The 23,687-nt window shown below is 57.6% G+C and carries 29 protein-coding genes; 10 read left to right on the top strand and 19 right to left on the bottom strand.

All coding sequences use genetic code 11. The annotated features are described in order from the left end of the window. Positions 1-188 precede the first annotated feature (188 nt). Both OXR61_RS09995 and OXR61_RS09990 read left to right on the top strand, forming a co-directional pair. The gene (locus OXR61_RS09995) at positions 189-320 is read left to right on the top strand and encodes a hypothetical protein (RefSeq protein WP_021508862.1); all 132 of its coding nucleotides are present in this window, start codon (positions 189-191) and stop codon (positions 318-320) included. 29 nt (positions 321-349) lie between these two features. Then, complete coding sequence (locus tag OXR61_RS09990; RefSeq protein WP_254919538.1) at positions 350-481, top strand: hypothetical protein; 132 nt, start codon at positions 350-352, stop codon at positions 479-481. A gap of 1 nt (position 482) precedes the next feature. Here the strand turns inward: OXR61_RS09990 and OXR61_RS09985 are convergent, their stop codons facing one another. Then, the gene (locus OXR61_RS09985; RefSeq protein ID WP_021508860.1) at positions 483-1,415 is read right to left on the bottom strand and encodes an AraC family transcriptional regulator; all 933 of its coding nucleotides are present in this window, start codon (positions 1,413-1,415) and stop codon (positions 483-485) included. A 160-nt stretch (positions 1,416-1,575) separates the two neighbouring features. Here OXR61_RS09985 and OXR61_RS09980 point away from each other — a divergent pair, with 160 nt between their 5' ends. Next, on the top strand, positions 1,576-2,310 hold the full coding sequence (locus tag OXR61_RS09980) for an SDR family oxidoreductase (protein ID WP_021508859.1): 735 nt from the start codon (positions 1,576-1,578) through the stop codon (positions 2,308-2,310). 79 nt (positions 2,311-2,389) lie between these two features. On the opposite strand, the gene corA is transcribed toward OXR61_RS09980, so the two are convergent. From corA to OXR61_RS09960, 4 genes are all read right to left on the bottom strand, one after another. Continuing rightward, on the bottom strand, positions 2,390-3,358 hold the full coding sequence (gene corA, locus OXR61_RS09975; RefSeq protein ID WP_021508858.1) for a magnesium/cobalt transporter CorA: 969 nt from the start codon (positions 3,356-3,358) through the stop codon (positions 2,390-2,392). Between the two features lie 31 nt (positions 3,359-3,389). Further along, on the bottom strand, positions 3,390-3,851 hold the full coding sequence (locus OXR61_RS09970) for a GNAT family N-acetyltransferase (RefSeq protein WP_267412151.1): 462 nt from the start codon (positions 3,849-3,851) through the stop codon (positions 3,390-3,392). Positions 3,852-3,945: 94 nt separating this feature from the next. Then, positions 3,946-4,266 (bottom strand): AzlD domain-containing protein, encoded by a 321-nt coding sequence (locus tag OXR61_RS09965; RefSeq protein ID WP_021508856.1) that lies wholly within the window; start codon positions 4,264-4,266, stop codon positions 3,946-3,948. Continuing rightward, positions 4,256-4,930, bottom strand: a complete 675-nt coding sequence (locus tag OXR61_RS09960) for an AzlC family ABC transporter permease (RefSeq protein ID WP_267412150.1) — start codon at positions 4,928-4,930, stop codon at positions 4,256-4,258. The genes OXR61_RS09965 and OXR61_RS09960 overlap by 11 nt, the downstream gene beginning before the upstream one ends. Positions 4,931-5,032: 102 nt before the next feature. Between OXR61_RS09960 and OXR61_RS09955 the strand changes: the two genes are divergently transcribed. Together OXR61_RS09955 and OXR61_RS09950 are read left to right on the top strand one after the other, a co-directional pair. Continuing rightward, on the top strand, positions 5,033-5,581 hold the full coding sequence (locus OXR61_RS09955; protein ID WP_021508854.1) for an XRE family transcriptional regulator: 549 nt from the start codon (positions 5,033-5,035) through the stop codon (positions 5,579-5,581). 108 nt (positions 5,582-5,689) lie between these two features. Then, positions 5,690-6,211 (top strand): GNAT family N-acetyltransferase, encoded by a 522-nt coding sequence (locus OXR61_RS09950; protein ID WP_031279967.1) that lies wholly within the window; start codon positions 5,690-5,692, stop codon positions 6,209-6,211. Here the strand turns inward: OXR61_RS09950 and OXR61_RS09945 are convergent. From OXR61_RS09945 to OXR61_RS09930, 4 genes are read right to left on the bottom strand one after another with little or no spacing between them, the layout of a single operon-like run. Continuing rightward, positions 6,208-7,608: an ATP-binding cassette domain-containing protein gene (locus OXR61_RS09945; protein WP_021508852.1), complete on the bottom strand. Its 1,401-nt coding sequence runs from the start codon at positions 7,606-7,608 to the stop codon at positions 6,208-6,210. The genes OXR61_RS09950 and OXR61_RS09945 overlap by 4 nt on opposite strands. Next, entirely contained in the window at positions 7,608-8,384 is a 777-nt protein-coding gene (locus OXR61_RS09940) for an ABC transporter permease subunit (protein WP_031279964.1), read from the bottom strand. Before OXR61_RS09940 ends, OXR61_RS09945 begins: the two co-directional genes overlap by 1 nt. A 2-nt stretch (positions 8,385-8,386) precedes the next feature. Next, entirely contained in the window at positions 8,387-9,322 is a 936-nt protein-coding gene (locus tag OXR61_RS09935; protein WP_267411996.1) for an ABC transporter permease, read from the bottom strand. Beyond that, positions 9,315-10,847, bottom strand: a complete 1,533-nt coding sequence (locus OXR61_RS09930; RefSeq protein WP_031279963.1) for an ABC transporter substrate-binding protein — start codon at positions 10,845-10,847, stop codon at positions 9,315-9,317. The genes OXR61_RS09935 and OXR61_RS09930 overlap by 8 nt, the downstream gene beginning before the upstream one ends. A gap of 200 nt (positions 10,848-11,047) precedes the next feature. On the opposite strand from OXR61_RS09930, the gene OXR61_RS09925 reads away from it, so the two are divergent. Continuing rightward, positions 11,048-11,233 (top strand): tautomerase family protein, encoded by a 186-nt coding sequence (locus tag OXR61_RS09925; protein WP_021508848.1) that lies wholly within the window; start codon positions 11,048-11,050, stop codon positions 11,231-11,233. A 12-nt stretch (positions 11,234-11,245) separates the two neighbouring features. On the opposite strand, the gene OXR61_RS09920 is transcribed toward OXR61_RS09925, so the two are convergent. The 4 genes from OXR61_RS09920 to OXR61_RS09905 all read right to left on the bottom strand — a co-directional run bounded on the left by OXR61_RS09920 (position 11,246) and on the right by OXR61_RS09905 (position 15,097). Then, positions 11,246-12,004 (bottom strand): ABC transporter ATP-binding protein, encoded by a 759-nt coding sequence (locus OXR61_RS09920; protein ID WP_021508847.1) that lies wholly within the window; start codon positions 12,002-12,004, stop codon positions 11,246-11,248. Then, positions 12,001-13,032: an iron chelate uptake ABC transporter family permease subunit gene (locus OXR61_RS09915; RefSeq protein ID WP_021508846.1), complete on the bottom strand. Its 1,032-nt coding sequence runs from the start codon at positions 13,030-13,032 to the stop codon at positions 12,001-12,003. The genes OXR61_RS09920 and OXR61_RS09915 overlap by 4 nt, the downstream gene beginning before the upstream one ends. Then, positions 13,029-14,045: an ABC transporter substrate-binding protein gene (locus OXR61_RS09910; RefSeq protein ID WP_031279962.1), complete on the bottom strand. Its 1,017-nt coding sequence runs from the start codon at positions 14,043-14,045 to the stop codon at positions 13,029-13,031. The genes OXR61_RS09915 and OXR61_RS09910 overlap by 4 nt, the downstream gene beginning before the upstream one ends. A gap of 242 nt (positions 14,046-14,287) precedes the next feature. After that, positions 14,288-15,097 carry an SDR family NAD(P)-dependent oxidoreductase gene (locus OXR61_RS09905; protein ID WP_021508844.1) on the bottom strand — a complete coding sequence of 270 codons (810 nt, stop codon included), beginning with the start codon at positions 15,095-15,097 and terminating at the stop codon, positions 14,288-14,290. A gap of 30 nt (positions 15,098-15,127) precedes the next feature. Between OXR61_RS09905 and OXR61_RS09900 the strand changes: the two genes are divergently transcribed. After that, the gene (locus OXR61_RS09900) at positions 15,128-15,532 is read left to right on the top strand and encodes a helix-turn-helix domain-containing protein (RefSeq protein ID WP_230857106.1); all 405 of its coding nucleotides are present in this window, start codon (positions 15,128-15,130) and stop codon (positions 15,530-15,532) included. Between the two features lie 83 nt (positions 15,533-15,615). Here the strand turns inward: OXR61_RS09900 and OXR61_RS09895 are convergent, their stop codons facing one another. Beyond that, on the bottom strand, positions 15,616-16,023 hold the full coding sequence (locus OXR61_RS09895; RefSeq protein WP_021508842.1) for a helix-turn-helix domain-containing protein: 408 nt from the start codon (positions 16,021-16,023) through the stop codon (positions 15,616-15,618). Between the two features lie 84 nt (positions 16,024-16,107). Between OXR61_RS09895 and OXR61_RS09890 the strand changes: the two genes are divergently transcribed. Next, positions 16,108-17,046: an aromatic alcohol reductase gene (locus tag OXR61_RS09890; protein WP_031279960.1), complete on the top strand. Its 939-nt coding sequence runs from the start codon at positions 16,108-16,110 to the stop codon at positions 17,044-17,046. A 389-nt stretch (positions 17,047-17,435) separates the two neighbouring features. Beyond that, the gene (locus OXR61_RS09885) at positions 17,436-19,208 is read left to right on the top strand and encodes a methyl-accepting chemotaxis protein (protein WP_021508840.1); all 1,773 of its coding nucleotides are present in this window, start codon (positions 17,436-17,438) and stop codon (positions 19,206-19,208) included. Between the two features lie 75 nt (positions 19,209-19,283). On the opposite strand, the gene OXR61_RS09880 is transcribed toward OXR61_RS09885, so the two are convergent. Both OXR61_RS09880 and OXR61_RS09875 read right to left on the bottom strand, forming a co-directional pair. Beyond that, positions 19,284-20,174: an EamA family transporter gene (locus OXR61_RS09880; protein ID WP_021508839.1), complete on the bottom strand. Its 891-nt coding sequence runs from the start codon at positions 20,172-20,174 to the stop codon at positions 19,284-19,286. After that, on the bottom strand, positions 20,171-21,382 hold the full coding sequence (locus OXR61_RS09875; RefSeq protein ID WP_031279958.1) for an MFS transporter: 1,212 nt from the start codon (positions 21,380-21,382) through the stop codon (positions 20,171-20,173). Before OXR61_RS09875 ends, OXR61_RS09880 begins: the two co-directional genes overlap by 4 nt. 127 nt (positions 21,383-21,509) lie before the next feature. On the opposite strand from OXR61_RS09875, the gene OXR61_RS09870 reads away from it, so the two are divergent. Next, positions 21,510-21,995 (top strand): helix-turn-helix domain-containing protein, encoded by a 486-nt coding sequence (locus OXR61_RS09870; protein WP_021508837.1) that lies wholly within the window; start codon positions 21,510-21,512, stop codon positions 21,993-21,995. A gap of 19 nt (positions 21,996-22,014) precedes the next feature. Here the strand turns inward: OXR61_RS09870 and OXR61_RS09865 are convergent, their stop codons facing one another. From OXR61_RS09865 to OXR61_RS09855, 3 genes are all read right to left on the bottom strand, one after another. Beyond that, positions 22,015-22,326, bottom strand: coding sequence for a cupin (locus tag OXR61_RS09865; protein ID WP_021314018.1), 312 nt, complete (start codon positions 22,324-22,326; stop codon positions 22,015-22,017). 214 nt (positions 22,327-22,540) lie between these two features. Continuing rightward, complete coding sequence (locus tag OXR61_RS09860; protein ID WP_021508836.1) at positions 22,541-22,843, bottom strand: EthD family reductase; 303 nt, start codon at positions 22,841-22,843, stop codon at positions 22,541-22,543. A 12-nt stretch (positions 22,844-22,855) separates the two neighbouring features. Further along, positions 22,856-23,602, bottom strand: coding sequence for a glucose 1-dehydrogenase (locus OXR61_RS09855; RefSeq protein ID WP_021508835.1), 747 nt, complete (start codon positions 23,600-23,602; stop codon positions 22,856-22,858). Positions 23,603-23,687 lie beyond the last annotated feature (85 nt).

Here is a 23,687-nt window from a genome sequence, read left to right as displayed (position 1 = left end):
GGCCACAGCGGCACCTGATATCCGCTGTGGCTATCGCCTGCCTGCTAAGGTATTTCTCAGCCTGTTTTCAAGACTGGTCTTGTCGTTTCGCGGCCTTATAACACGTCAGAATGTTCTTATTCGCTGACAGAATTTTCTGTTCTCAGCTGCCGGATATTCCCTGTAAAACTTTCTGATTTGAGGTCGCTATGCCACTGCTTCTTCGTATGCGTCTGCAATCGCTGCTGACTCCCGAACGCCATCTGATCTGGCGTTTCCTGCTGACAGGTTGTGCATTTTTCTGGATTCTGCTGGTGGTTGCCGTGATGGGGCTGCGCTGAACAGTTGCTGGCTGTTGTGAGGGATGATTATGGTATTAATGTTATCGCCGCGCCTCAGTGCGCTGCTGAGTTTTTCCCGCCGGTTACTGTGCCAGCTGGCACTGGCTGCCAGCCTGCTGTTCTGGATCGGCGTGGTGGCGGCAATCGTCATTGCGTACTGACCTAATGCGCCTGTAGCCGCGCGGATAACTGTTCCGGCGGCAGCAGCGCAAAGGCGCGTTTCATCACCCGCGCCTCGTCAGCCGGGGTGCGACCAAACATCCGCTTAAACTCCCGGTTAAACTGTGAATCACTTTCGTAACCAACGCGTGCGGCGGCACCGGCAGCGGTGAGATTATCGCGAATCATCATCAAACGCGCCTGATGCAGCCGCAGCGACTTGAGATACTGAATCGGCGAGGTCTGCGTGACGCTTTTGAAATGCAGATGGAAGCGCGGAACGCTCATGCCCGCTTCGCTGGCCAGATGCGGCACATCCAGCGGCTGCTGCCAGTCAGCATGAATGCGCTGCAACGCCCGCGCGATGCGGCCAAAATGCCCCTGATAGGTCAGCGCTGCGCGCACCGCACCGCCCTGCTCACCCAGCAACACACGAAAGCAAATCTCTTCTACCCGTGCCGGGCCTAAAACCTGCGCTTCAAGCGGATCGCTCAGCGCCTGCAACAGGCGCAGCGTGCTGTCCGCCAGCGTCTCATTTACCGGCGTCGAAATAATGCTGGCTGGTGTCTCCGCAAGCGGAATGTCTGCCGCTGCGACCTGCGTCACCAGTCGTGCCAGCGTGGCCGCATCCAGACGGATAGCCAGCCCCAGCAGCGGTTCAGCCGAGGTCGCTTCAGTCTCAGCGGAGAACGGCAGCGGCACCGACAACACCAGATAGTGCTGTGCGTCGTAGCGATACATTTTGTCGGCCAGAAACGCCCGCTTCGAGCCCTGACAGATAATGATGATGCTCGGCTCATAAAGAACCGGCGTGCGCGCCCACTGCCGGTCGGCACGCATAAAGCGCACGCTGTCGAGCAGTGAGGCGGTATAACCTTCCTGCGGTGCCAGCTGGCGCAGCAGCGCGCAGGTCTGCTGTTGTACGGTTTGCGACATAACGGATTTCCGGTGAGAGGTTCAGGCAAAGCATAGCCAGGTTTATTCCTTACTCACAACCGTGACGAGAGAATCAGGCAATGATGCGCCACAATCCGGTCTGTTCGCTTTAGCCGGCGTTTTCCACAATAGCCTAGTCAACCAACACGAGGAAACCATCATGGCTCATTCCAATGCGAAAGTGATTATTCTGACCGGCGCCAGCAGCGGCATCGGCGAAGCGATAGCGCGTCTGCTGGCCAGTCAGGGGCATAAACTGGTGCTGGGCGCGCGCCGTACCGATCGGCTGGCGATACTGTGTGATGAACTGCGTGCCAGCGGCGCACAACTGGATTATCTGGCCACCGACGTGACGCAGCGTGCCGATACGCAGCAGCTGGCCGATTTTGCCCGCGATAAATATGGCCGGATTGATGTGATGATCAACAATGCCGGCGTTATGCCGCTGTCGCCGCTCAGTGCGCTGAAGGTGGATGAATGGGATCGTATGCTCGACGTCAACGTGCGTGGCGTACTGTACGGCATCGCTGCCGTGCTGCCGGTCATGGAATCGCAGCAAAGCGGCCATATCATCAATATCGCCTCGATTGGTGCGCTGGCGGTATCGCCGACGGCAGCGGTGTACTGCGCCACAAAATTCGCGGTTCGCGCCATTTCGGATGGCCTGCGTCAGGAATCGCGCCAGCTGCGTGTGACGGTCATTAATCCCGGCGTGGTGGAATCGGAACTGGCGGACACCATCACTGACGAGACCGCACGCGTGGCCATGCAGAGCTATCGCCAGATTGCGTTAAAACCCGAAGCCATTGCGCAGGCGGTGAGCTGGGCCATTAATCAGCCTGGCGAAGTTGATGTCAATGAGATCACGGTGCGCCCTACTGCCAGCGCGCATTGAGGCTAATGAAGCGTGGCGATTTCAGGCTGAAATCGCCCTGGCCTGCGCGTCTGGTGACAGCGCGCGCAGGCCATCACGCTTACAGCCAGCCCGCTTTTTTCAGTCGCCACCACATAACGAAACAGATCACCAGCGTGACCGCCAGCGCCGCCGGATAGCCAAAGTGGCTGTGCAGCTCTGGCATGTCTGAGAAGTTCATACCGTACATACTGAAGATGATAGTCGGCACAATCAGTATTGCCCCCCAGCCGGCCAGCTTTTTATTCACCTCACTCTGCTGTACCGAGACCAGCGCCAGATTCACCTGCATGGCGCTGGCCAGCGTTTCGCGCATGTCTTCGGCATCAATCATGACGTGGTGCGCGTGATCCTGCACGTCGCGCAGATAGGCGCGCAGATTTTTCGGGATGATATCTTCATGGAAGCGCACCAGCTGCGGGCAGATCTCTGTCACCGGCATCGCCGCATTGCGCAACGACAGCAGCTGACGCCGCAAGTGGTAGACATTCTCCAGCGTGACGCTGTCAAAGCGGGTGGTGAACATGCCGTCTTCCAGGTCAGCAATACGTTCACTCAGCGATTCGGTGATTTTGCTGTAGTTGTCGACGATAAAATCGAGAATGCAGTAGAGCGCATAGCCGGGTCCCTGGCACAGCATGGCATGATTTTTCTCGGCTTTGGCGCGGATCGCTTTATAGCCCTCAACCGAACCGTGACGCACGGTAATCAGAAAATTTTTGCCGAGGAAAAAGTGGGTTTCGCCAAAGCTGATGCGCTGGCGATCTTCCATGTGTGCGGTTTTCACCACGATAAATACCGATTCGCCGTACTGCTCAATCTTGGGCCGCTGATGCGCCACCAGCGCATCCTCAATCGCCAGCTCATGCAGGCTAAACTCCTCCTGCAGCGTTTGCATGAACGCCGGATCGGGTTGATACAGGCCAAGCCAGACGAACGATTTTTCCTCTTTCAGCACTTCGCTGATTTGATCGACTTCGACATGCTCTTCGCGTTTGCCGTGGCGATACACCACGCAGTTAATCACCATTTTCGCGTTGTCCTTGTTGTACTCACTATCCCTAATCATAGCTGCAAAGCCTGAGCTGCATTTCGATACACGCTAAATCCGCACCGGCCAGCGCAGAGGGATAAAGCGCCTCGCGCAGCGTGCTGAAACCGTGACGTAAATAAAAACCACTGGCATTCGGTGTCGCAGCCAGTGTCAGGTGGCTAAACGCACGACGGCGTGCTTCAGCAATAATGGCGTGCATAATCGCACTGGCATAGCCTTTACCGTGGCAGGCTGGCAAAGTAAAAATCGCTTCAACGCTGTCGCTTTGCAGATCGAGAAAGCCGGTCGCAGCCACACCGTACTTTGCATCATCAATCACATAAAAAGGATTATTTTTCACGGCATCGTAGTAAGCATGCGGTAATTCGTCCGGCGTCCATGCGGCAATGATCTCAGCGGAGTAAACCTCACGACAGCCATGCCGAATGGCAAGATTACGGATTCGCCATAGGGCCGGTGTTTCATCAATGTGGGCTAGTCACGGCGTCATCTTTACTCCTGTTGAGCTAACTGCGGACTTGCCACAGTAGCAAAAAAACGTGATGAAAAGATAACGCCGCCGCTTAAGGCACGCCAAAATAGCGCAGCAGCGCCGTCATCACAGCCGCACCGATGATTACCAGTATCAATGGCGCGCGACGCCAGGCGAGAAACACCGCGAACAACACGCCGGTCAGTCGCGCGACGCCGGCGAAATCGGTGCCCTCAAACAGCGCGGTGGTGACAGCGACAGCCAGTAGCAGCACCGTTGCCGCGTCGGACAGCATGTTGCGCACACGTTCCGACATGTGCATCCGGCTGCCCAGCCGGTAACCGGCAAAGCGAATCGCATACGTCCCTGCAGCCAGCAGCGCGATGCCGGCAATCACTAAACTATTTTGCATCTTTGCGCTCCCGCCAGCTCAGCAAACCGAGTAAAGAAAACAGCACCGGCATACCGGCTGGCACAAAAGGCGTTGCCAGTACGGACAGCAGTGCACCGAAGGTGGCCGGAATGCGCGTGCGACGCTGGCGCAGCGCCGGGAAAATCAGCGCGATCAGGATGGCCGGAAACACCGCGTCCAGGCCAATCGCCGACACATCAGGAATAAAGCGTCCAATCACCGCACCGGCAATCACCGTGAGCGGCCAGATGGCAAAAATACCCAGTCCGCAAATCCAGTAAGCCGCCCGACGCTGCGCCAGCTTTGGCTGTGAAATACCGAACACCACGCTCTCGTCATTCATGATATGGCAGCCCAGCAGGCTGCGTCCGCCCTGCCCGACCAGGTCTTTCACCGCAATGCCAAACGGCAGATGACGCGCGTTGACCAGTAAACCTGCAGCGGCAGCGGTTAACGGACTGCCGCCGCCCGCCACGATGCCGATAAATAAAAACTCGGACGCCCCCGCCAGCACCAGCGTCGAGAGCGCAATCGGCACCCAGAGCGGAAAACCGTCAGCAGCGGCGAGAGAACCATAGGAGAGGCCAACGATGCCGTCGGCCAGACAAACAAGGAAGATCGCTTTCAATACGCCGCGATCAAGCGGTACGGCACCCAGACGCATCACAATTTGATCTCATAACGAACAAGAAAGCCGTTATAATGAACGCGCCGTACTTGTTTTACAAGATGAACAAATCGTTCGATATAAAGAACAGGAGTAATTGTGACCCCGCCCATTGCTATCATTGCCGCCGGACTGGTGCGCGAACGCCAGCGCGCCGGACTTTCGCTGACGGAAGTGGCGCGCCGCGCTGGCATCGCCAAGTCAACGCTGTCGCAACTGGAGGCAGGCAACGGTAATCCCAGCATTGAGACGTTATGGTCACTGTGTGTGGCGCTGAATATTCCGTTTGCACGGCTGATGGAGCCGGAAGTGAAAAAGATGCAGGTGATTCGGCGTGGCGAAGGCATGGTGGTGTCAGCAGAGTTAGCGGACTTTCAGGCCGCGCTACTGGCCAGCTGTCCGCCGGGCGGCCGCCGCGATCTGTATCTGATCACCAGCCAGCCCGGCGCACCGCGCGCCTCAAAACCGCATCCACCGGGTTCTGTCGAACACATCATCCTGGCACGCGGCCGCGCGCGGGTTGGCCTGATGGAATCGCCGGTCGAACTGTTCCCGGGCGATTATATTTGTTATCCCGCCGATGAACCGCACATCTTTGAGGCGCTAGAAGCCGACACCATGGCGGTACAGTTGTCAGAGCAGAATTAAAGAAATTTCGCTGCGCCTGACTATCACAATTTCCTATGACTAATGCGGATGATTGCGCTGCGGCGCGGTGGCATGCTGTCAGCATCATTGGCAGAACAGCAGGAACATATGGACATTATTCCCGCGCAGCCGCATCACGCGGCGGCGATACAGAAGATTTACGCCTGGCACGTGCTGCACGGCACCGCAACCTTCGAAACGGAACCGCCGGCGGAGAGTGAAATGCTGCGGCGTATCAATGACGTGCATGAGCGCGGCGGTTACTGGCTGGTGGCTGAAGAGCAGGATCAGGTGCTGGGTTACTGCTATCTCGCGCCGTATCGTCCGCGTTATGCCTACCGCTTCACGCTGGAAGACTCTATCTATCTCGACCCGCAGCAAACCGGACGCGGCATCGGTAAGGCGCTGCTGCAAAAAGCGGTGGCGCTGGCCGAAGCCGCTGGCTTTCGCCAGATCATCGCGATTATCGGTGACAGCGCCAACCAGGGCTCGCTGGGAGTACACCGGGCGCTCGGTTTTGAGCACACCGGCGTGATGAAATCGGTGGGTTACAAACATGGCCGCTGGCTGGACACCGTGGTAATGCAACGGAGTCTCGGGCCCGGTGACAGCCAGCCGCCCGGTCGCTAAGCCGCTTCCATGGCGATCACCCGATGCGTGCCTTTCTCCAGCAGATCGCGGTCATGACTCACCAGCAGCACCGCGCACTGCTGCTCGCGCGCCAGTTCCACGATCAACTGCCATGTTTGCTGCTGCACCAGCGGATCGAGGCGTGACGTCGGCTCATCGGCAAACAGAAATACCGGCCGCAGCAGCATCACCCGTAGCAGCGCGAAGCGCTGCAGTTCGCCGCCGGAGAGCGCCTCTGGTCGCCGCGTCAGCAGCGCGGGATGCAAAGCCAGCCGCGTCATGAGCGCATCGCGCTGTGCCGGCGGGAGAGCGTGACGCCGCAGCACATCGTTGATGCTTTGCCCCAGCGTGCGCTGCGGCGGAAACAGCGCGGAAGGATCCTGATAGATTTTCTGATATTTCAGCGCATCCGCATCAGCGTGGTGCGTTACGCGGCCCTGCTGCGGCGCGAGCAACCCTAACAGCACGTCGCCGAAGCTGCTTTTGCCGCTGCCGCTGGCACCGTGCAGGCCAACGATTTCACCGGCGTGCAGCGTGAAATCGCGTGGCACACCCAGCCTTTTGCCCCCGCGCGCCAGCACAATGTCCTGGGCGCTGATCACCGGCCTGGCACCGATCACCGTTTGTTGTCGGGCGGGCCAGACGGCCGGATCGGCAGCCAGCAGCGCGCGCGTGTAAGGCTGCTGCGGTGACTGCAACACCTGCTGCGCCGGGCCCTGTTCAATCACGCTGCCTTTATGTATTACCAGCACGTCGCCGCCCAGCTGGCGTGCCAGGGTGATGTCATGGGTGATGGTCAACAGCATGCCGCCATCGGCCACTTCGCGCTGTAACAGCTGGCTGACTCCGTCGCGGCGCGCCACATCCAGCCCTTTGGTCGGCTCATCGGCAATCAGAACCTGCGCGCCACCGGCACGGGCTGCCGCAAACGCGGCGCGCTGTGCCATGCCGCCGGAAAGCTGCCACGGATAACGCCGTGCCGCCGCGGCCAGGCCAAGCTGCTGCAGATCCTGCTGCGCCGCTGCAGCGCTGGCGGCGGGCGGCAAACCGCGCACGAAGCGATGCCCTTCCGCCACCTGTTGCTGAATCGCCATGGTCGGATCGAGCGACAACCACGGCTCCTGCGGCAGTGAAGCCAGCGTATTGCCCCACAACCGACGCAGCTGCGCCGTATCCTGCGGCAGCTGAAAGCGTCTGCCGTTGATCATCAACTCACCGCTGGCCTGCAGCGATGGCGGCAATATCCCCATGATCGCCTGCGCCAGCAGACTTTTCCCCGATCCGGTTTCGCCGAGCAGCGTCAGCGGCCGACCAGGTTGTAGCCGCACATCCACCGGCTCAACCAGTGTTTCAGTCGCTGTGGCAACGCTCAGCCCGGTGATCTGTAATCCCTTCATCATCGCTCCTTTTTCATCAGCAGATTGAGGCTGATCAACAGTAAAAACAGTGCGGCTACCGGCTGCATCAGCAGCCACGGCGCTTCCCACGCAAACGGCAGCAGTTCGGTCATCATCAGGCCCAGCTCCGGCGTGGGCGGACGCACGCCAACGCTGATAAACCCGAGCGCCGACACCGCCATGATGGCGCTGCTGAAAGAGAACAAGGTTAGCGTCAGCAGCACCGGTGCCAGCGCAGGCCACAGATGATGACGAAAACGATACCAGGCAGTGAACCCGAGCAGTTTGCTGGCCTGCATACCGGGCGCCTGCACAATTGGCCGCAGCGTGGCACGCGTGACGCGGAAAAATTCCACCCACAGCACCAGCGAAATGCCCAGCCACAGCATCTGGGGCGCGTCTGGCGCAATGGCGGCCAGTAGCAGTACCAGCAGCAATCCCGGCAGCGCGAGGCACATATCGCCAACGATGCTCAGCAATCGCTCAGGCCAGCCACAGTACAGTGCACTGAGCACACCGGTGAACACGCCCGCTATCAGCGCACTGATCACGCACAGGGCTGCCAGCCCGAGTGACAGGCGCAGCGCGGCGCTGAGGCGCGTTAACATATCGCGACCGAGATGGTCGAAACCGAGCAAATGGCTGCGGTTGGGCGTCTGCAGCATCTGCAGCAAATCCTGCTGTAGCGGATCGCCGTGCTGAATCAGCGGCAGCACAAACGCGTAAGCCAGCAGCACCGCCAGCAGTACCAGACCCACCCAGCGTGAAAGCGTCATCTTCATGCGCGCGCCCCCCGGGGATCGAGCAGATGACAACCGGCATCCACCAGCATGTTCAGCAGGACAAACAGCAGGCCGAGCGTCATGGCGCTGGCCTGAATCACCGGTACGTCACGCGCAAAAATGGCGTGCACCAGAGCGTGACCGATTCCCGGCCATGCAAACAGGGTTTCCACCACCACCACGCCTTCCACCAGCCAGACAAACTGCATGCCAAACCACGTCAGCACCGGCGCGCTCAGATTACGCAGGCCGTGACGCAGCAGCAGGCGCGCGGGTGCCAGTCCTTTTTGCGCTCCCCAGCGATAGTAACCGGACGACACCACCTGCCAGGTGGCTTCGCGCACCACGCGCACGCCGACGGCCGTCAGCGACAGTGCCAGCGTCAGTGCCGGCAACAGGAAATGGCGCAGCTCGCCGTGACCGGCGCTCGGCAGCCAGTCGAGTTGCAGCGCGAACAGCAGGATCAGCAACATGCCGAGTGCAAAATGCGGCACCGATTTTAGCAAGGCGGTCAGCCAGAACAGCGCACGGTCAAGCCGGCCGTTGGCGTGGCAACAGGCCCAGATGCCGAGCGGCAGCGTCAGCAGCAACGCCAGCAGCAGCGAAACGCCCGCCAGCGCCAGCGTCTGGCCCAGCTGCCAGCGCAGCTCATCCATCACCGGCTCACCGGAAACCAGCGAGCGGCCAAAGTTAAACTGCAGCAGATCGAAGAGCCAGTGCAGCAGCGCACTGCCGCCGCTAAGCGCTCCATCCAGCTCCTGCTGTACCCGCGCCACCGCTTCGGCATCGACGCGATCGTAACCATAGCGCCCCGAGGCGATGCGCCACGCCATGTCGCCCGGCAGCGCCTGCACCAGCAGCCAGGTCAGTAATCCTACCGCCAGCACCACGAACAGCGCCTGCGCCATGCGCCAGCTGAGTTGTTTAATCATGGCTCCCCCAGTGCATCTGGCGCAGGCCGAAGTGGCGTTCAAACGGATCGAGTTTGACGCCCTGCAGCTGGCTATTAACCGCCGCAGACTGCTGATACCAGGCCAGCGGAATCACCGGCAGATCCTGTTGCAGCGCACGGGTGATGACGCTGCGCGCCCCGGCGCGGGCTGCGCCATCGGTGGATTGCGTCAGCGTGTGGAGCGCCGCGTCGAAGCCTGCCGCATGCCAGTTCATCGCCCCCCAGTCACCGCCGTGGGTGCCATAATCCTGCAGCAGCGTTCCGGTCGGATCGGGCGTCAGGGCAAAGTTGCGCGCAAACAGCGCCAGCTGCAGACGGTTATTGTGGTGCTGCGCCGGGATCTCGCTGGCATTGGTCGCATTGATTCGCACGTCTATGCCAACCTGACGCAGCTGCTGCTGAATCACCATCGCCATCAGCGGCAGCTCAGGGCGATCGGGATAGGTCAGCAGCGTCAGGCTAAAGCGCTGGCCGTTGCGCGTCAGTACGCCATCCGCGCCGCGTTGCCAGCCGGCCGACTGTAATAACTGAGCAGCCTGCTGCGGCTGATAGTGCAGCGGCGTGAGTGCCGGGTTGTGCCACTCTGCCATGTTAGGGGGAAACAGCTGGCTGGCTGCGCCCGGATAACGCAGCACCGCCTGCGCCAGCGCGTTACGATCGATCGCCATGCTAATCGCCTCACGTACCGGCAGTTCCGCCAGCAGCGGATCGGCCAGATTAAGCTTCAGCATCAACGTGCGCGGCACCGGAATCGCCGGGATGTGCAGCGACGCTTTGCGTGCCAGGCGCTGCCGGCTGGCGGCATCAAGGTTAAACACGTAATCTGCATCACCGCTTTCTGCCAGTAGCGCACGGGTTTCCGCGCGGCCGGTCGCCAGATAGCTGGCGGCGGCAATCGCCGGTTTCTCGCCCCAGTAATCCGCGAAGCGCGCCACCGTCAGCGACTGCGGCGGCTGGAAGGAAGTGAGCGTAAACGGCCCGCTGCCAATAATGCGCGTGATGTTGCCCTGCGCATCCCAGCTGGCCAGTGCGAGGATTTGCGAGCGGCTTTCCGCCAGGACTGACAGCAGCGGCGTGAAGGGTTCACGCAGCGTGATGGTGACAAGCTGCCCTGCCCCGCTGATGTCGGCGATTGGCGTTTTGTCCAGTAAGCCCGCTTTGCCGCGTGCGGTGTTGAGTGATTTCACCACGGCAACCGCATCCAGCAGCGAGCCATCGTGAAAATGCACGCCGTCGCGCAGCTGGAACTGCCAGCGCAGCCCATCGTCAGAGACCTGCCAGCGCTGCGCCAGCGCCGCCACCGGCTCACCGCGTTCGTTCACTTCTACCAGCGTTTCAACCACATCCATGCGCAACAGAATGTCGCCGGAGAGCGCCGGATCGCTGCCTTTAATTTCAAACGGTGCGGCAATCCGCACCGGTTTTTCGGGTGTGCTCGCCGCCACAACGGCGCAGGAAGCCAGGCCGAGCGCCGCAGCGATCAGCAAATTTTGCATTGATTTCATTAAATTTTCCGAATAAACCGTTACACTATCATCGAATAAATTACGTTATAACATAACAATTCACACTTTAACACACGGTGATTGCAGGGAATTCGTCAGGCGCTTGTTGCCTTTTAACCGTCGCGACAGGTTAACGCTGCGCGCGGCAGCCTGGCTGAGGTATGCTTGAGAAGAACTCTAACCCGTGAGGAAACGCCGTTATGCCAGAGATTGTCGTTTATGCTGCGGAAGGCCGTAGCGTTGAGCAGAAGAAAAAGTTACTTAAAGCCATCACCCAGGCGGTGGTGGATTCGTTTGAGATTGATGCTGATGTGGTCACCGTGTCGATTATCGAAACGCCGAAGCATCATAAATCCAAAGGCGGCGTGCCGTTCGACGAACGTTAAGATCAGCCCGGTTCAGGCGTACTGAATATTCATGATGCCGCGCTCGCTGCGGTTGACGATGGCCTCGACCTGCCACGTCCGCTGAATCAGAGCAGGCGTCAGCACGGCGGCGGGCTCACCGCTCGCCACCACTTGCCCGTGCTGCAGCACCACCAGATGCTGGCAAAATTTTGCCGCCAGATTCAGGTCGTGCAGGGCCACAATCACCGTGACCGGCAGTGCGGCAATCAGCCGCATCAGCTCGAGCTGAAACTGAATATCCAGATGGTTAATCGGCTCATCCAGCAACAGGATATCCGGCTGCTGCGCGAGCGCACGTGCGATCTGGCAGCGCTGGCGTTCGCCACCGGACAGCCGCTGCCACGACCGCCCGGCCAGCGCATCCAGTTTCATCAGCGACAGCGCGTGCTGCACTGCCGTTTCATCTGCCGTCCGCCACGGGCTGAACGCGTTGCGATGCGGCGCCCGCCCCAGACGCACGATGTCGCTAACGCACATCTCAGCTTCCATTTCGGCATGCTGCGGCACGAAGGCCAGCGTACGGGCACGCTGCCGCCGGCTGAGTTGGTTCAGCCGCGTGCCGCCCATCTCCAGCCCGTTATAAGCACAAGGCTGAACGCCCGCCAGCGCACGGATGAGCGTCGATTTGCCCGAGCCATTAGGGCCGAGCAACCCGACCGTTTGTCCCCGCTGCGCCGCAAAACTGATGTCAGATAACACGCTGCGCGCCTGTAGCGTCACGCTCAGGTTATCCACCGCGACATACTTCATGATTTCTCCCGGTTGCGATACAGAATCAGGGCGAACACCGGAGCGCCGACTAGCGCCGTCACTACGCCTATCGGCAGCACCTGATGGGTGATTAACGTGCGCGATACCAGGTCGGCAATCACCATGAAATGGCAGCCGCCCAGGAATGCGAGCGGGATCGTCACCAGATGACGCGGCCCGGCAATCATGCGGGTGATATGCGGGATCACCAGCCCGACAAAACCGACCGCGCCAATCGCGCTGACGATTACCGCCGTCACTAACGCAGTGGTCAGCAGTAATACGATGCGCACCGCTGAAACCTGCGTGCCCAGCGTCGCGGAAACTTCCGCGCCAAACGAGAAGGTATCCAGCGCGCGCGCATGGTAGAGCACAGTCAGCAGACCGGCGAGGGTTACGGCAAAACACAGTAATGCATCTGCCCAGCGCACGCCGCTCAGGCTGCCGAGCAGCCAGAACATCACGCCGCGCGACTGCTCAGCATTGGCCGCCGTGCTGACAATGTAAGCGGTCAGCGCATTAAATAATTGCGTCCCGGCAATACCGGCCAGAATGATGCGCGCGGTGTTTTCCCGCATGCCGCCGGAGAGCAGAACAATCAGCATAAATGCAAGACAGGCACCGCCAAACGCGCCGGCACCGGTGGTGATGGCCTCGCCGCCGATGCCAAGCAGCATCACGCACACCGCGCCGGTTGATGCACCGGCGGAAATCCCCAGCAGATAAGGGTCGGCCAGCGAATTGCGCAGCAACGACTGCAACACCATCCCACACAGTGCCAGGCCGCCGCCGCTGCTCGCCGCCATCAGCGCGCGGCTCATGCGGTATTGCCAGACGATGCCGGCTTCCAGCGCCGGCAGGTCGTAATGGGTGATGCCAAGACCATTGGTGATGGCCTGCGCGGTCAGGGTAAAGCTGATCGCGACATCGCCGGTTGCCGCGGCCAGCGTCATCATCACCGGCAGGCTGAGCGCGCCCGCAGCAATCAGCAGGCCGGTGCGCCAGTAACAGACAGCGTGAGCGCTCATCGGGCAGGTGCGAAAGCAGCGATCTGCTGACCGATCAGCTCCACGGCCTCTACGTTGCGCAACGAGGGATTCAGTGACATGGCCGGTACCACCACGATGTGGCCGTTTTTCACCGCTGGCATTTCACGCGTCACCGGATCGCTTTGCAGAAAGTGTTTTTTAACCGCGACGTCATCGGCGGGATAGAGCCGCCGCGCCATGCTGGCAATAACGATGATGTCCGGCTGCGCGGAGACAATGTGCTCCCACGTGACCGCCGGCCACTCTTCGTCTGAATCGATAATGTTAGTCAGACCGAGCGTCTGGCTGATCCAGCCCGGCGCCCCTTTATTGCCGGCGACCCAGGGATCGCCTTTCAGGCGCGGGCTGGAAAACCAGTAAACCACCTTCAGAGGCGCTGACGGCGATTTGTGCAGCTGTTGCTGAACCTGTGCTATACGAGCGGCCAGTTGCTGTTTGAGCGCTTCGCCACGCGCCGGCACATCAAAAATGCGCGCCAGCGCGCTGATTTCCGCAAAGATCACCTCGATCCCATACGGTGTGGTGCGTGCACCGTCGCTATTGGACGTGGTGGTGACGGCTTTGCCGATGCAGTCGGCAGGCGAAATCCAGGTTCGGATGCCGAGCTGTTCAAACTGTTCACGCGTGGCGACTTCACCCTGCGGCCCGACGTGCCAGCTGTACTGCGCCAGCACCAGCTCCGGGCGCTGCGCCACCACCGCTTCAAAGCCTGGGGCGTTATCGGCCAGCCGTTTAAGCTGGCTGCCCTGCCCTTGCAAATCGGCGGGCAGCGCGCCAAACCACACCGAGGTTGCGGCAATTTTATCTGCCAGACCGAGCGCCAGCAGCAGTTCCGTTTCATGCTGGCCAACGGTGACGACGCGCGCAGGCGGATGAGCGAAGGTTTCCTGGACACCGCAGTTATCAACGGTGAGCGGATAGTTACTGGCATTAGCATTGAATACAGGAAGCGACAGCAGCGCCGCAATAATCAGGGAGAGCGAGTTTTTCATCATGGTACTTTCATTGTTACGTTATAACATAACAATATGCATGACCAGGCGTGGACTGTCAATAATCAGGATTGGGCATACCGACCGGGACTGCGCGCATCATGAAGAGGATGACGTTAGGGTATAAGCAGGGCTGCAACAGCAGCCCGCCCAGTTCTGATAATTAAATCGGCTGTGATGATGTCATCGAATGAAGTAGTAGCTGAAACAGAGATTTTATTCAGGATATTGTGCGGCTGGCTTTAAAGTCCGGGCCACATACCGCCATCAAGCCTTAAATTAGAACCCGTTATGTAACCCGACAACGGGCTGGCCAGAAAGGTGATGGCGTCCGCTATTTCTTTGAGCGTACCAACGCGCGCCATGGGCACATTGGCATACAGGGGCAATACGGCCTGTTCAATATCTTCCCAGGGCGCGTCAGCTGAAAGCCCTGCATCTTTGGCCGTTTGACGAAACGCTTTTTCCAGGCTTGCACTATGAATAGTACCCGGTGAGAGAGTATTTACGGTTACGCCATCGTGTGCGACCGCTTTTGCCAGCGATGAGGTCATGGCAATAATCCCTGCTTTAGCAGCAGCATAATCCGGACGCCTGGCGGGAGGCATCAACGCTGCCAGGCTCGAAATATTAATGATTCTGCCCCATTTTTGTTCACGCATCCCAGGAAGAAAAAGATTAATGACACGTAAGGCTGAAAGGACATTTTTATCATACCCAGCCGCCCAGGTTTCTGGCAAAGAAGACGTCCAGTCCTCTGTGGGGCCGGAGCCACCCGCATTATTAACAACAATATCAACGGATTGTACAAGCGAACAGACTTGCTGATAAAGCAGTTGAATATCTGCCTCACGGGTTAAATCTCCCGTTACTGCGTACGCTTGTCCACCTTGCTTTATGATATCGCTGGCGATATTTTCAGCTTTAGCCGCATCCCGGCCATGTATAATAACGCGGGTGCCTTCAGCGGCAAGCCCTCTGGCTACCGCTTCTCCAATACCTTTGGTGCTACCCGTTATCAGAGCAATTTTGCCGTCGAGTTTCAGATCCATTACTGTTCTCCAGAATACGTGAAAAATCTATTGGAAAATAAACTGATGAATGAATCAATTACGCACCTGAAAGTGCCTGTAGGCGATGATGAGAAAACACGTTGTCTCGGACCAGAAGGTTCGGTCGCTTATGTCACGCAATGTTTAACTATTATTTCCGGCAGATGGACACTACAGATTTTATTCAGATTATTTGCGGAGCCTGTGATGCGTCACTCGCAATTCATGAAGAGTATGCCGGAGATATCGCATAAAGTCCTGACTCAACATCTGCGCAAGCTTGAAAGTGATGGGCTGATAACCCGCACTGATTTTGGTGAACAGCCCCCACGTGTTGAATACGCACTCACGCATGCAGGTCATAATCTGATGCCCGTGCTGCTCTCAATGCGTGAATTCTCAAGAGACAACCTGTCAAAACCGGGACAGGATTAATAGTGCAAAAAATTTTGCACTATTGGCAGCAGGGAAATAATCACGCATCCTCAGCAAGGTCGTCATCACGCAATTTAATGCCATTACTGATCAGGAGTATCAAACGTAATTCTGCTTTGCTTAAAATAGTCGGCCGACGAAATAATCCACGCCCAGAGCGGCATCATTTTCATCATCATTTCTTCGCCCGCGTCCGTGGCCGTATAGACGACACGCGGTACTTTTTCCTGATAATCACAACGGGATATAAGGCCGTCACGCTCAAGCGTTCGCAGTGTGCGCGTCAGCATTCGTTGTGTGACACCATGCAGTAAACGACCCATTTCTGCATGGCGCAACGGTCCATGGGTGACCAGAATATGCAATATACCCAGCGACCAGCGATTGCCGGCGTGTGAAAGAATTTCACGCTTCAATGTTTCATCATCGTGACTCAACGCCTCACAAAATTGTCTGGAAAACTGCAGCAGGGCTTCGCGATTGGGTTCCATCTCTCCTCCGGTATCACGGGTGTACCTGATTGAATCAGGGTTTGTCCGCTGTCAGGATGACGGATATAACCTAAGGAGACAAGCATGCTACCCGTTGATCAACATGTCGAAAATATTCTTATCCTCGGCGCAGGAGAATTAGGCATGGCGGTGTTAAACGCCATGGCTAAAAAAGCGCAGCAGCATCCTCTGATTAAAATAAGTGTATTACTCAGAAGCGAGGCTGCACATGTCACGTCCGGCCCACTTAAAACCCGGCTGGATGCGCTGCAAAAGCTAAATATCACTGTGGTGGAAGGCGACCTGCAGAAAAATAGCCTGAGCGAACTCTCAGCATTATTTCGCACTTATGATGCCATCATTAATTGCAGTGGTTTTGTCGGCGGGCCGGGAACGCAGCTCAGAATCACTCAGGCCGTGCTGAAGGCGGGTGTCGCCCGCTATTTTCCCTGGCAGTTTGGCGTGGATTATGACGTTATCGGCAAAGAGAGTGGGCAACCGGTATGGGATGAGCAGCTTGAAGTGCGCCATCTGCTGCGCGCCCAAAGTAACACTGACTGGGTAATTGTTTCGACCGGTATTTTTACCAGCTATCTGTTTGAACCCGATTTTGGCGTGATCGATGCCGGGAATAAAACGGTTTATGCCCTCGGCGACTGGAACTATGCCCTGACACTCACCACGCCAGACGATATCGGGCAGCTGACAGCCGATATCTTCTTTCATCAGCCCGCTTTTCAGAACGCCATTGTTTATATCGCTGGCGATACGCTGACTTATGCAGAGCTGGCTGACCTGATGCAATCTCACTGGAAAAGCGCAGCCAGGCGAGTATTACTTAGCCGGGAAAGGCTAAGGGAAGATGCAGAGCGTCATCCCCATGACACTGGCGCGGCCTATCGGCTGGCCTTTGCCCGTCCGGACGGTGTGGCATGGCCTAAACAGGAAACGTTTAATTACCGCGAACACATTGCCACCACCAGCGCCGCTCAGTGGCTGACGAATCAGCCAGCGGAGTCCTGAGGATTTCAGGCGTAGCGGAATGTCCTCAGGCGCAACGCCTGGCCTGAGGGCTATCGGGCCCTTCGCCTGAAATCCCGGCGCTTTGACAAACCGGCAGGTTGCGTCAATACTTTCCCCCGCACCGCTATCCGCCAAAATCAGTACCAATCTAAAACAGAAAACCCGAGCTCCACGCCTGCCCTACCGTTGCAGCCCTTCCCCAAGCATAGCTCATCTAATAAATTTAGGTGATTATATGTTTTTTAATTATTTTAATTGAAATTAACCGTCTCCCTGCCGATAACGCCATTGCCATCAGGCAAAAGCGTGGACAACAACAACCAGGGAGATTCACCTTAATGAAAAAAATACGTGTTTTTTTGGAAGATATCAGAGTCAGCAGAAAACTCATGCTCGGGTTTGGTGTGCTGCTTATCCTCAGCATTGCTGTAGCTTCCTGTGGCATCAAAAATCTGCACGACATCGCGGAACGTGCGGAAAAACTCAGCCAGTTGAAAGGCATCAACGATCAGTTCGCGCAGGCTAAAGATGCCCGCCTGCAATACGTAAAAACCCACGATGAAAAATTCATTGCCGACAACGAATCGCGACTGCAGGCGATTGAGGGCAGTATCAACCAGCTGAAAACCTGGCGATGGGATAGCGCGCAGACCGCGCTGATTGCCTCTCTGCCGGCTGCGATGAACCTTTATCGTCAGCATCGTGCAGAAACGGTGAACGAAGTGCATAAGCGCCAGAGCATTCTACAGGCGCTGCGCTTCAGTGACGAAACCACGGCGGTTGCCGCGCTGGCCAGAAACTACGTCAGCACACAGCAGGATACGGCAACCGCGCTCACTGAAATCGCTAAATATCTGAACGGTATTAGTATTCGCGTAAAGCTGATGGCGCTGGACAACAGCGATGAAAATCGTCTGGCTTTGTCAGGCTTTATAGCTGAAACGATTCAACTCATTGACCAGGCACGACCACGCCTGAGTGCTGATGACAGCAACGCGCTGGATAAAATTGCCGTAACGCTGGCGGCCAGACGCGACAGCGTGCAGGACTACAACGCCTCCGCGGAAGAAGAAGTGGAAGCGACCCGCCAGCTTGCCATCGCGGGCCTGCATCTGACTAATACCAGTAATCAATTATTTACCCAGCAGCTGGCCGCCACGCACCAGGATATCGCCCGGGCAATCCTGTGGATGTCGCTGATCCTGGCGGCGGCTGTGGTAATCAGCATTCTGATTGCGGTGTTTATCACCCGGCAGATTACCCGTCCTTTAGCGGTAACACTGAACGTCGCGCGGCAGATTGCGCAGGGAGACTTGAGCGTACAGCTGCACACTTCGCGTAAGGACGAACTGGGCGAGCTGATGCAGGCGGTCGGTGAGATGAGCAACGATCTGCGCGGCATCATTGGTAACATTCGCAGCGGCGTGATGCAGGTCAGCCACGCTTCCGCAGAAATTGCTGCAGGCAATAACGATCTTTCCGCCCGCACCGAGGAGCAGGCGGCCGCGCTGGAGCAGACGGCAGCCAGCATGGAGCAGTTGACCGCTACCGTGAAGCAGAACGTGGAAAACATTCATCACTCCAGCGAACTGGCGCGTGCCACTTCGGAGAAGGCCAATCAGGGCGGCTCGCTGGTCAAAGGCGTGGTTGAAACCATGGACCAGATCAGCGCCAGCTCCGGCAAAATCGCCGAAATCACCACCGTCATTAACAGCATTGCTTTCCAGACCAATATCCTGGCGTTAAACGCAGCAGTAGAAGCAGCGCGCGCCGGTGAGCAGGGACGCGGCTTTGCCGTGGTCGCCAGCGAGGTGCGCAGTCTGGCGCAGCGCAGCGCTCAGGCGGCCAAAGAGATCGAAACCCTGATTGGCGAATCGGTGGCGCGTATCAGCAGTGGTTCACAGCTGGTGGGTCAGGCCGGTAAAACCATGGATGAAATTGTGCATTCCGTTGGCAACGTAACCAGCATCCTCGCCGAAATCGCGCAGGCATCCGATGAGCAGAATCGCGGCATTTCGCAGGTTGGCGTCGCTATCGTTCAGATGGACAGCGTGACGCAGCAGAACGCCGCGCTGGTGCAGGAATCATCGGCCGCCGCCAGCGCACTGCGCGATCAGGCGTCGACACTGGAAGGCTCAGTCGCGCGTTTCGTGGTGCAGTAAGCGGATTTTCACTGACAGAGAGAGCGGGCGGGATGCCTGCTCTTGTCGGATCACGGCTCGTCAGCGGGCTGCCGATCACAGCGAATCCGACTGCGGAATGAAATAACGTTTGATGCGTTGTCCATACAACCCAACCGCCAGCCCGGTAATAATCAGTACCAGCGCCAGGATTTTCATCGGAGAAATAACTTCACCAAATATCATCATCGAACCGAGAATGCCGAATACCGGCACCAGCAGCGATAATGGCGCGACGGTGGTGACAGGATACTGCTTAAGCAATGAATTCCAGATCCAGTAGCCTAATAACGTATTGGGGTAGACCTGAAACAGAATGGACAATATCGCACGGGTATCCATATGGCTGATTAATGCGCTGTAGCCCGCACTGCCATTAATTAATCCGTCCAGCAGAAAAAGCGGAAGCGGCGAAAAGGCGCTCGACCAGACCAGAAACGCGAATACCTGCTTCGTGCCGGCTTTTTTCATGATGATATTGGCAATACTCCAGGCTATGGCGCCTGCCAGCACCAGCAGCAACCCGGCAAACGTCACCGAGCCGTCGGTAATAAACACAATGCTCATCAATCCACTGCACGCCAGCACAAAGCCGACGATCTGATAGCGGCTGAGCTGTTCTTTAAACACATAACTGCCGAGCAGCAGAGTGAAAAAGGCACTGAACTGCAGCACCAGCGAGGCGATCCCCGCCGACAGCCCGGTTTTTATTCCCAGATTGACCAGGCCCCACAAGCCAATGCCGAACACCAGTCCGTAGCCAATCAGGTAGCGCCACGGGACGTCAGGTTTTTTAATAAAGAAGAGCGCCGGGATGGCACACAGCGTAAAGCGCAGCCCTGCCAGAATAAACGGATCGATGGCGTGCAGCCCTAATTTAATCACCGAAAAATTAATGCCCCAGATGGCGGTAATACCGATGGCCAGCAGCAGGTGTGATAATTTCATGATTGACGTGTTCCATACCAGAGAATAAGTGCGCAGGCACTGACCAGTGCCCCGCCGCCGCACACGGCATACCATCCCCAGTGCGCATAGAGTTGAGTGGCAGTAATAGCGCCCAGCGCGCTGCCTGTCGCATAAAAACACATATAGGCACCGATAAGCCGGCTGGTGATAGCGGGTTTGCCAGCAATCAGCATGCTCTGGTTGATGACATGCACCGTCTGTACGGCGAAATCCAGCATGATCACGCCGATAACCAGCAACAATAAAGAGGTCTGCGCGAAGGCGATCGGGAGCCACGAGAGCGTTAATAAAACCAGTGCGCATCCGCTGGCGCGCTGGCCGATTCCCCTGTCAGCCCAGGTGCCACTTCTGGAAGCCGCCAGCGCTCCGGCTATCCCGGCCAGACTAAACAGCCCTGTTTGCGTATGGGAAAGCGACATGGCCGTGAGCGGCAAAACCATGGAACTCCACAACATGCTGAACGCGGCAAAAATCAGCAGAGCCAGCGCGCCGCGCTGACGCAACAAGGGCTCGGTGACGAAAAGACGCGGGACAGACCCCAGCAGCCCGGCCACGGAAGTGGCTGTGTTCTGCGGACCGGCAGCAGGTATCACTTTCATCAGCAGCACGGTAATCAGCAGCATCAGCGCGGCTGAGGTCATATACACCGCCCGCCAGCCGGCGATATCGGCGATGATGCCAGAGACCAGCCGCGCCAGCAGTATGCCCATGACGATGCCACTGGTGACGCTGCCTACCACCTTGCCACGCTGAGCCGGTGCCGACAGGATAGCGGCCCACGCCACCACGGTTTGCGTCACCACCGCCATCAGCCCCACCAGCAGCATCGCCACCAGCAGCGCCAGAAAACTCTCTGCTAACGCCGCCGCGATCAGTGCCAGCACCGAAAACAGCAGGTGCGTGACCACCAGCTTTTTGCGATCAAAGCGATCGCCGAGCGGCACCAGTAAGAACAATCCCATGGCATAACCCGCCTGTGTTGCCGTGATAGCCAGGCCGATGGTGCCGGGCGAAACCTGCAGCGTTGCGGAGATGGATTCCAGCAATGGCTGGGCAGAATAGACATTGCCGACAGCCAGCGCGCAGGTCAGTGAGAACAGAAAAATGATGTGAGGCGACAGCACTGAGGACGTCGCCGGCGAAAGAGGCACCTCAGAGGTTGCAGGGGTGTCACTGGTGCAAGTCATGTTGCATTCCTATGTGGTTTTTTTTTGAAACCGATTTATTCTATAAGTAGCAGCGGTGGTTTTTTTTTGCAACTTGTTTTGCTGAAGGCTAAGCTGCCGTCAGTAAATCAGCAGAGTGAGAGAGAAGATGGCCAAACAGGAAGCGCTCAGAACCAGCGAATGCCCGGTCGCCCGGACCGTGGAGGTGATTGGCGAACGCTGGTGTCTGATGATCATCCGTGAAGCGTTTGATGATGTGCGCCGCTTCAGTGATTTCCAGAAAAACCTTGGGCTGGCAAAAAATATCCTGGCGTCACGGCTGAAACTGCTGGTCGAAGTCGGCGTGCTTGAGAGTTGTCCGGCGTCAGATGGCAGCGCCTACAAGGAATATTTGCTGACCGAACGGGGACGAGACGTCTTCCCAATCGTCGTGGCGATGCGCCAGTGGGGAGAGCGTTATCTGTTTGAAAAAGGCGAGACACACTCGGTTTTGCTGGATAACGCTAACGGTGAACCGTTACCTGAACTGGCCGTGTATTCTGCCCGGGGAGAACGACTCGATCCCGCCGACTGTCATCGCCGGCGCGTCATAGCCGGTAATCGCGCCGATCAGGCTTCGTCGAGCGTGAAATAACTGGGGTTGAGGCGTCGCATCAAACCGATCCCGCTTGTTCAATCACCAGCACCCGGGCTACGCCCTGTGGATGTGCGACGTGTTCAGTGCCTTCGCTGGCATAAAAAATATCACCGGCGGTTAATCGTTGGGTTCTCACTTCACCGTTTTCTTTGTAGAACATGTCAACGCAACCATCCATAACGGCAAACACCTCTTGTCCGTCATTGATATGCCATTTATAGGGTTGATCGGTCCAGTGCAGTTTAACGCTGGTGTTATCAAAGCTGGCAATATGCTGAGATTCCCAGGCTTTGAAACCCGTAAATTCTCTGCTGCTGTAAAAATTCATGTTTGCGTCCTGTGTGCTGCTGCGGTGATAGCTCACACATGAAATAGCAAAAGGCAGCGCCACGTACCAGATTCAGGGATTGGTTTGTCCTGATTTGGCACCAGCGCGTCCCGTTTTTGCTGCCGGGATGCCTGCTTAACGCACAATGCGTTCATCAAGCAGGCTATCAAACCGGTGAATGGAGGGCATAACCGCGCAGCGGCGTCGCTGCCGTTCAGAAGGGAATAAAATGGCTGCGAATCACCGTGGTGGCGTCGGTAAAATGCACTACATCTGCCATCACCCTTTTGGTTTGTTCGGACTCCAGCGCCCGGTTGACATCCTGCTGACAGGCAAATGTGTAAACACCGATGGAGAGCCAGCCGCTGCGGTCTGAAGCGGGATAGAACGCTTCCGCCGAAATGAGCCCATAATCCTGCCAGCACGCCAGCGCCAGCGGCAGGTGCGTGTGGGTATAATAGTCGCGGTCAAAGCGATGGGTTTCATCGCCGACGCACACCACCATCATCTGATGCATCCTTTTCTCCCGTTAACGCATGCCGCCTGACGCCATCATTACCTCGCCCGTCACCCATCTGGCATCGTCGGAAGCGAGATAAGCCACAATCGGCGCAATATCCTGCACCTGGCCAATACGGCCAAGCGGCGTCTGGCTTTCGTTCCAGCGCTGAAACTCCGATCCCATCGCGCCGGTGCTGTGCGTGCCTTCGGTTTCGATTAACCCCGGATTGACCGCGTTGACGCGGATGCCGCGCGGACCGAGTTCGCGCGCCAGCACGCCGGTAATGGCATCAATCGCGCCTTTGCTGCCGCTGTAGATAGCGCTCTCCGTCAGAAATACCCGCGTCACAAATGAGCTGATATTGATAATGCTGCTGCCCTTGCCCAGATGTGGCACGGCTGCGCCCGTCACCAGCAGCGGCCCGAGCACATTGATGTCAAATTGCTTGCGATACAGCGCTTCGCTGCTCTCTTCGATCTTCGCAAACTGATACACACCGGCATTGTTCACCACGATGTCCAGCCGGCCAAACTGCGCGAGGGTAGATTGAATGAGTGCCTCAACCTGCGGCTGATCGGTGACATCCGCTGCCAGCGCCACCGCCGTGCCACCGGCGGCCTCAATAGCGGCGACCACCTTATCCGCCCCGTTTTTATCCGCGGCATAGTTGACGACGATCTTTGCGCCGTCGGCGGCCAGCTGGCGGGCAATCGCCGCACCAATGCCTTTAGATGCGCCGGTCACGAGGGCGACTTTGTCCTGAAGCTTCTTCATGTTCTGCAATCCTCAATCAGTTCAGTCTGGATGATGCCGTTATGGTGATATCTGCAAAGTTGTTTGAGAACTGCCATTTTTGTAT

It is taken from the genome of Pantoea sp. GM_Pan_4, assembly GCF_026541005.1.
Classification (GTDB): domain Bacteria; phylum Pseudomonadota; class Gammaproteobacteria; order Enterobacterales; family Enterobacteriaceae; genus Pantoea; species Pantoea dispersa.
Note: the sequence above shows the minus strand (reverse complement) of the source record. Positions and strands in the feature narration are given on the sequence as shown.

Excerpts from the sequence above, each read along its gene's own strand:
- OXR61_RS09960 (WP_267412150.1), bottom strand. The coding sequence starts at position 4,930 with ATGCGTCTGGGTGCCGTACCGCTTGATCGCGGCGTATTGAAAGCGATC.
- OXR61_RS09930 (WP_031279963.1), bottom strand. The coding sequence starts at position 10,847 with ATGAAATCAATGCAAAATTTGCTGATCGCTGCGGCGCTCGGCCTGGCT.
- OXR61_RS09965 (WP_021508856.1), bottom strand. The coding sequence starts at position 4,266 with ATGCAAAATAGTTTAGTGATTGCCGGCATCGCGCTGCTGGCTGCAGGG.
- OXR61_RS09980 (WP_021508859.1), top strand. The coding sequence starts at position 1,576 with ATGGCTCATTCCAATGCGAAAGTGATTATTCTGACCGGCGCCAGCAGC.
- OXR61_RS09925 (WP_021508848.1), top strand. The coding sequence starts at position 11,048 with ATGCCAGAGATTGTCGTTTATGCTGCGGAAGGCCGTAGCGTTGAGCAG.
- OXR61_RS09920 (WP_021508847.1), bottom strand. The coding sequence starts at position 12,004 with ATGAAGTATGTCGCGGTGGATAACCTGAGCGTGACGCTACAGGCGCGC.
- OXR61_RS09945 (WP_021508852.1), bottom strand. The coding sequence starts at position 7,608 with ATGAAGGGATTACAGATCACCGGGCTGAGCGTTGCCACAGCGACTGAA.
- OXR61_RS09995 (WP_021508862.1), top strand. The coding sequence starts at position 189 with ATGCCACTGCTTCTTCGTATGCGTCTGCAATCGCTGCTGACTCCCGAA.
- OXR61_RS09855 (WP_021508835.1), bottom strand. The coding sequence starts at position 23,602 with ATGAAGAAGCTTCAGGACAAAGTCGCCCTCGTGACCGGCGCATCTAAA.
- OXR61_RS09865 (WP_021314018.1), bottom strand. The coding sequence starts at position 22,326 with ATGAATTTTTACAGCAGCAGAGAATTTACGGGTTTCAAAGCCTGGGAA.
- OXR61_RS09875 (WP_031279958.1), bottom strand. The coding sequence starts at position 21,382 with ATGACTTGCACCAGTGACACCCCTGCAACCTCTGAGGTGCCTCTTTCG.
- OXR61_RS09870 (WP_021508837.1), top strand. The coding sequence starts at position 21,510 with ATGGCCAAACAGGAAGCGCTCAGAACCAGCGAATGCCCGGTCGCCCGG.
- OXR61_RS09895 (WP_021508842.1), bottom strand. The coding sequence starts at position 16,023 with ATGGAACCCAATCGCGAAGCCCTGCTGCAGTTTTCCAGACAATTTTGT.
- OXR61_RS09950 (WP_031279967.1), top strand. The coding sequence starts at position 5,690 with ATGGACATTATTCCCGCGCAGCCGCATCACGCGGCGGCGATACAGAAG.
- OXR61_RS09915 (WP_021508846.1), bottom strand. The coding sequence starts at position 13,032 with ATGAGCGCTCACGCTGTCTGTTACTGGCGCACCGGCCTGCTGATTGCT.
- corA (WP_021508858.1), bottom strand. The coding sequence starts at position 3,358 with ATGGTGATTAACTGCGTGGTGTATCGCCACGGCAAACGCGAAGAGCAT.
- OXR61_RS09990 (WP_254919538.1), top strand. The coding sequence starts at position 350 with ATGGTATTAATGTTATCGCCGCGCCTCAGTGCGCTGCTGAGTTTTTCC.
- OXR61_RS09985 (WP_021508860.1), bottom strand. The coding sequence starts at position 1,415 with ATGTCGCAAACCGTACAACAGCAGACCTGCGCGCTGCTGCGCCAGCTG.
- OXR61_RS09935 (WP_267411996.1), bottom strand. The coding sequence starts at position 9,322 with ATGATTAAACAACTCAGCTGGCGCATGGCGCAGGCGCTGTTCGTGGTG.
- OXR61_RS09940 (WP_031279964.1), bottom strand. The coding sequence starts at position 8,384 with ATGACGCTTTCACGCTGGGTGGGTCTGGTACTGCTGGCGGTGCTGCTG.
- OXR61_RS09905 (WP_021508844.1), bottom strand. The coding sequence starts at position 15,097 with ATGGATCTGAAACTCGACGGCAAAATTGCTCTGATAACGGGTAGCACC.
- OXR61_RS09860 (WP_021508836.1), bottom strand. The coding sequence starts at position 22,843 with ATGCATCAGATGATGGTGGTGTGCGTCGGCGATGAAACCCATCGCTTT.
- OXR61_RS09885 (WP_021508840.1), top strand. The coding sequence starts at position 17,436 with ATGCTCGGGTTTGGTGTGCTGCTTATCCTCAGCATTGCTGTAGCTTCC.
- OXR61_RS09880 (WP_021508839.1), bottom strand. The coding sequence starts at position 20,174 with ATGAAATTATCACACCTGCTGCTGGCCATCGGTATTACCGCCATCTGG.
- OXR61_RS09910 (WP_031279962.1), bottom strand. The coding sequence starts at position 14,045 with ATGAAAAACTCGCTCTCCCTGATTATTGCGGCGCTGCTGTCGCTTCCT.
- OXR61_RS09890 (WP_031279960.1), top strand. The coding sequence starts at position 16,108 with ATGCTACCCGTTGATCAACATGTCGAAAATATTCTTATCCTCGGCGCA.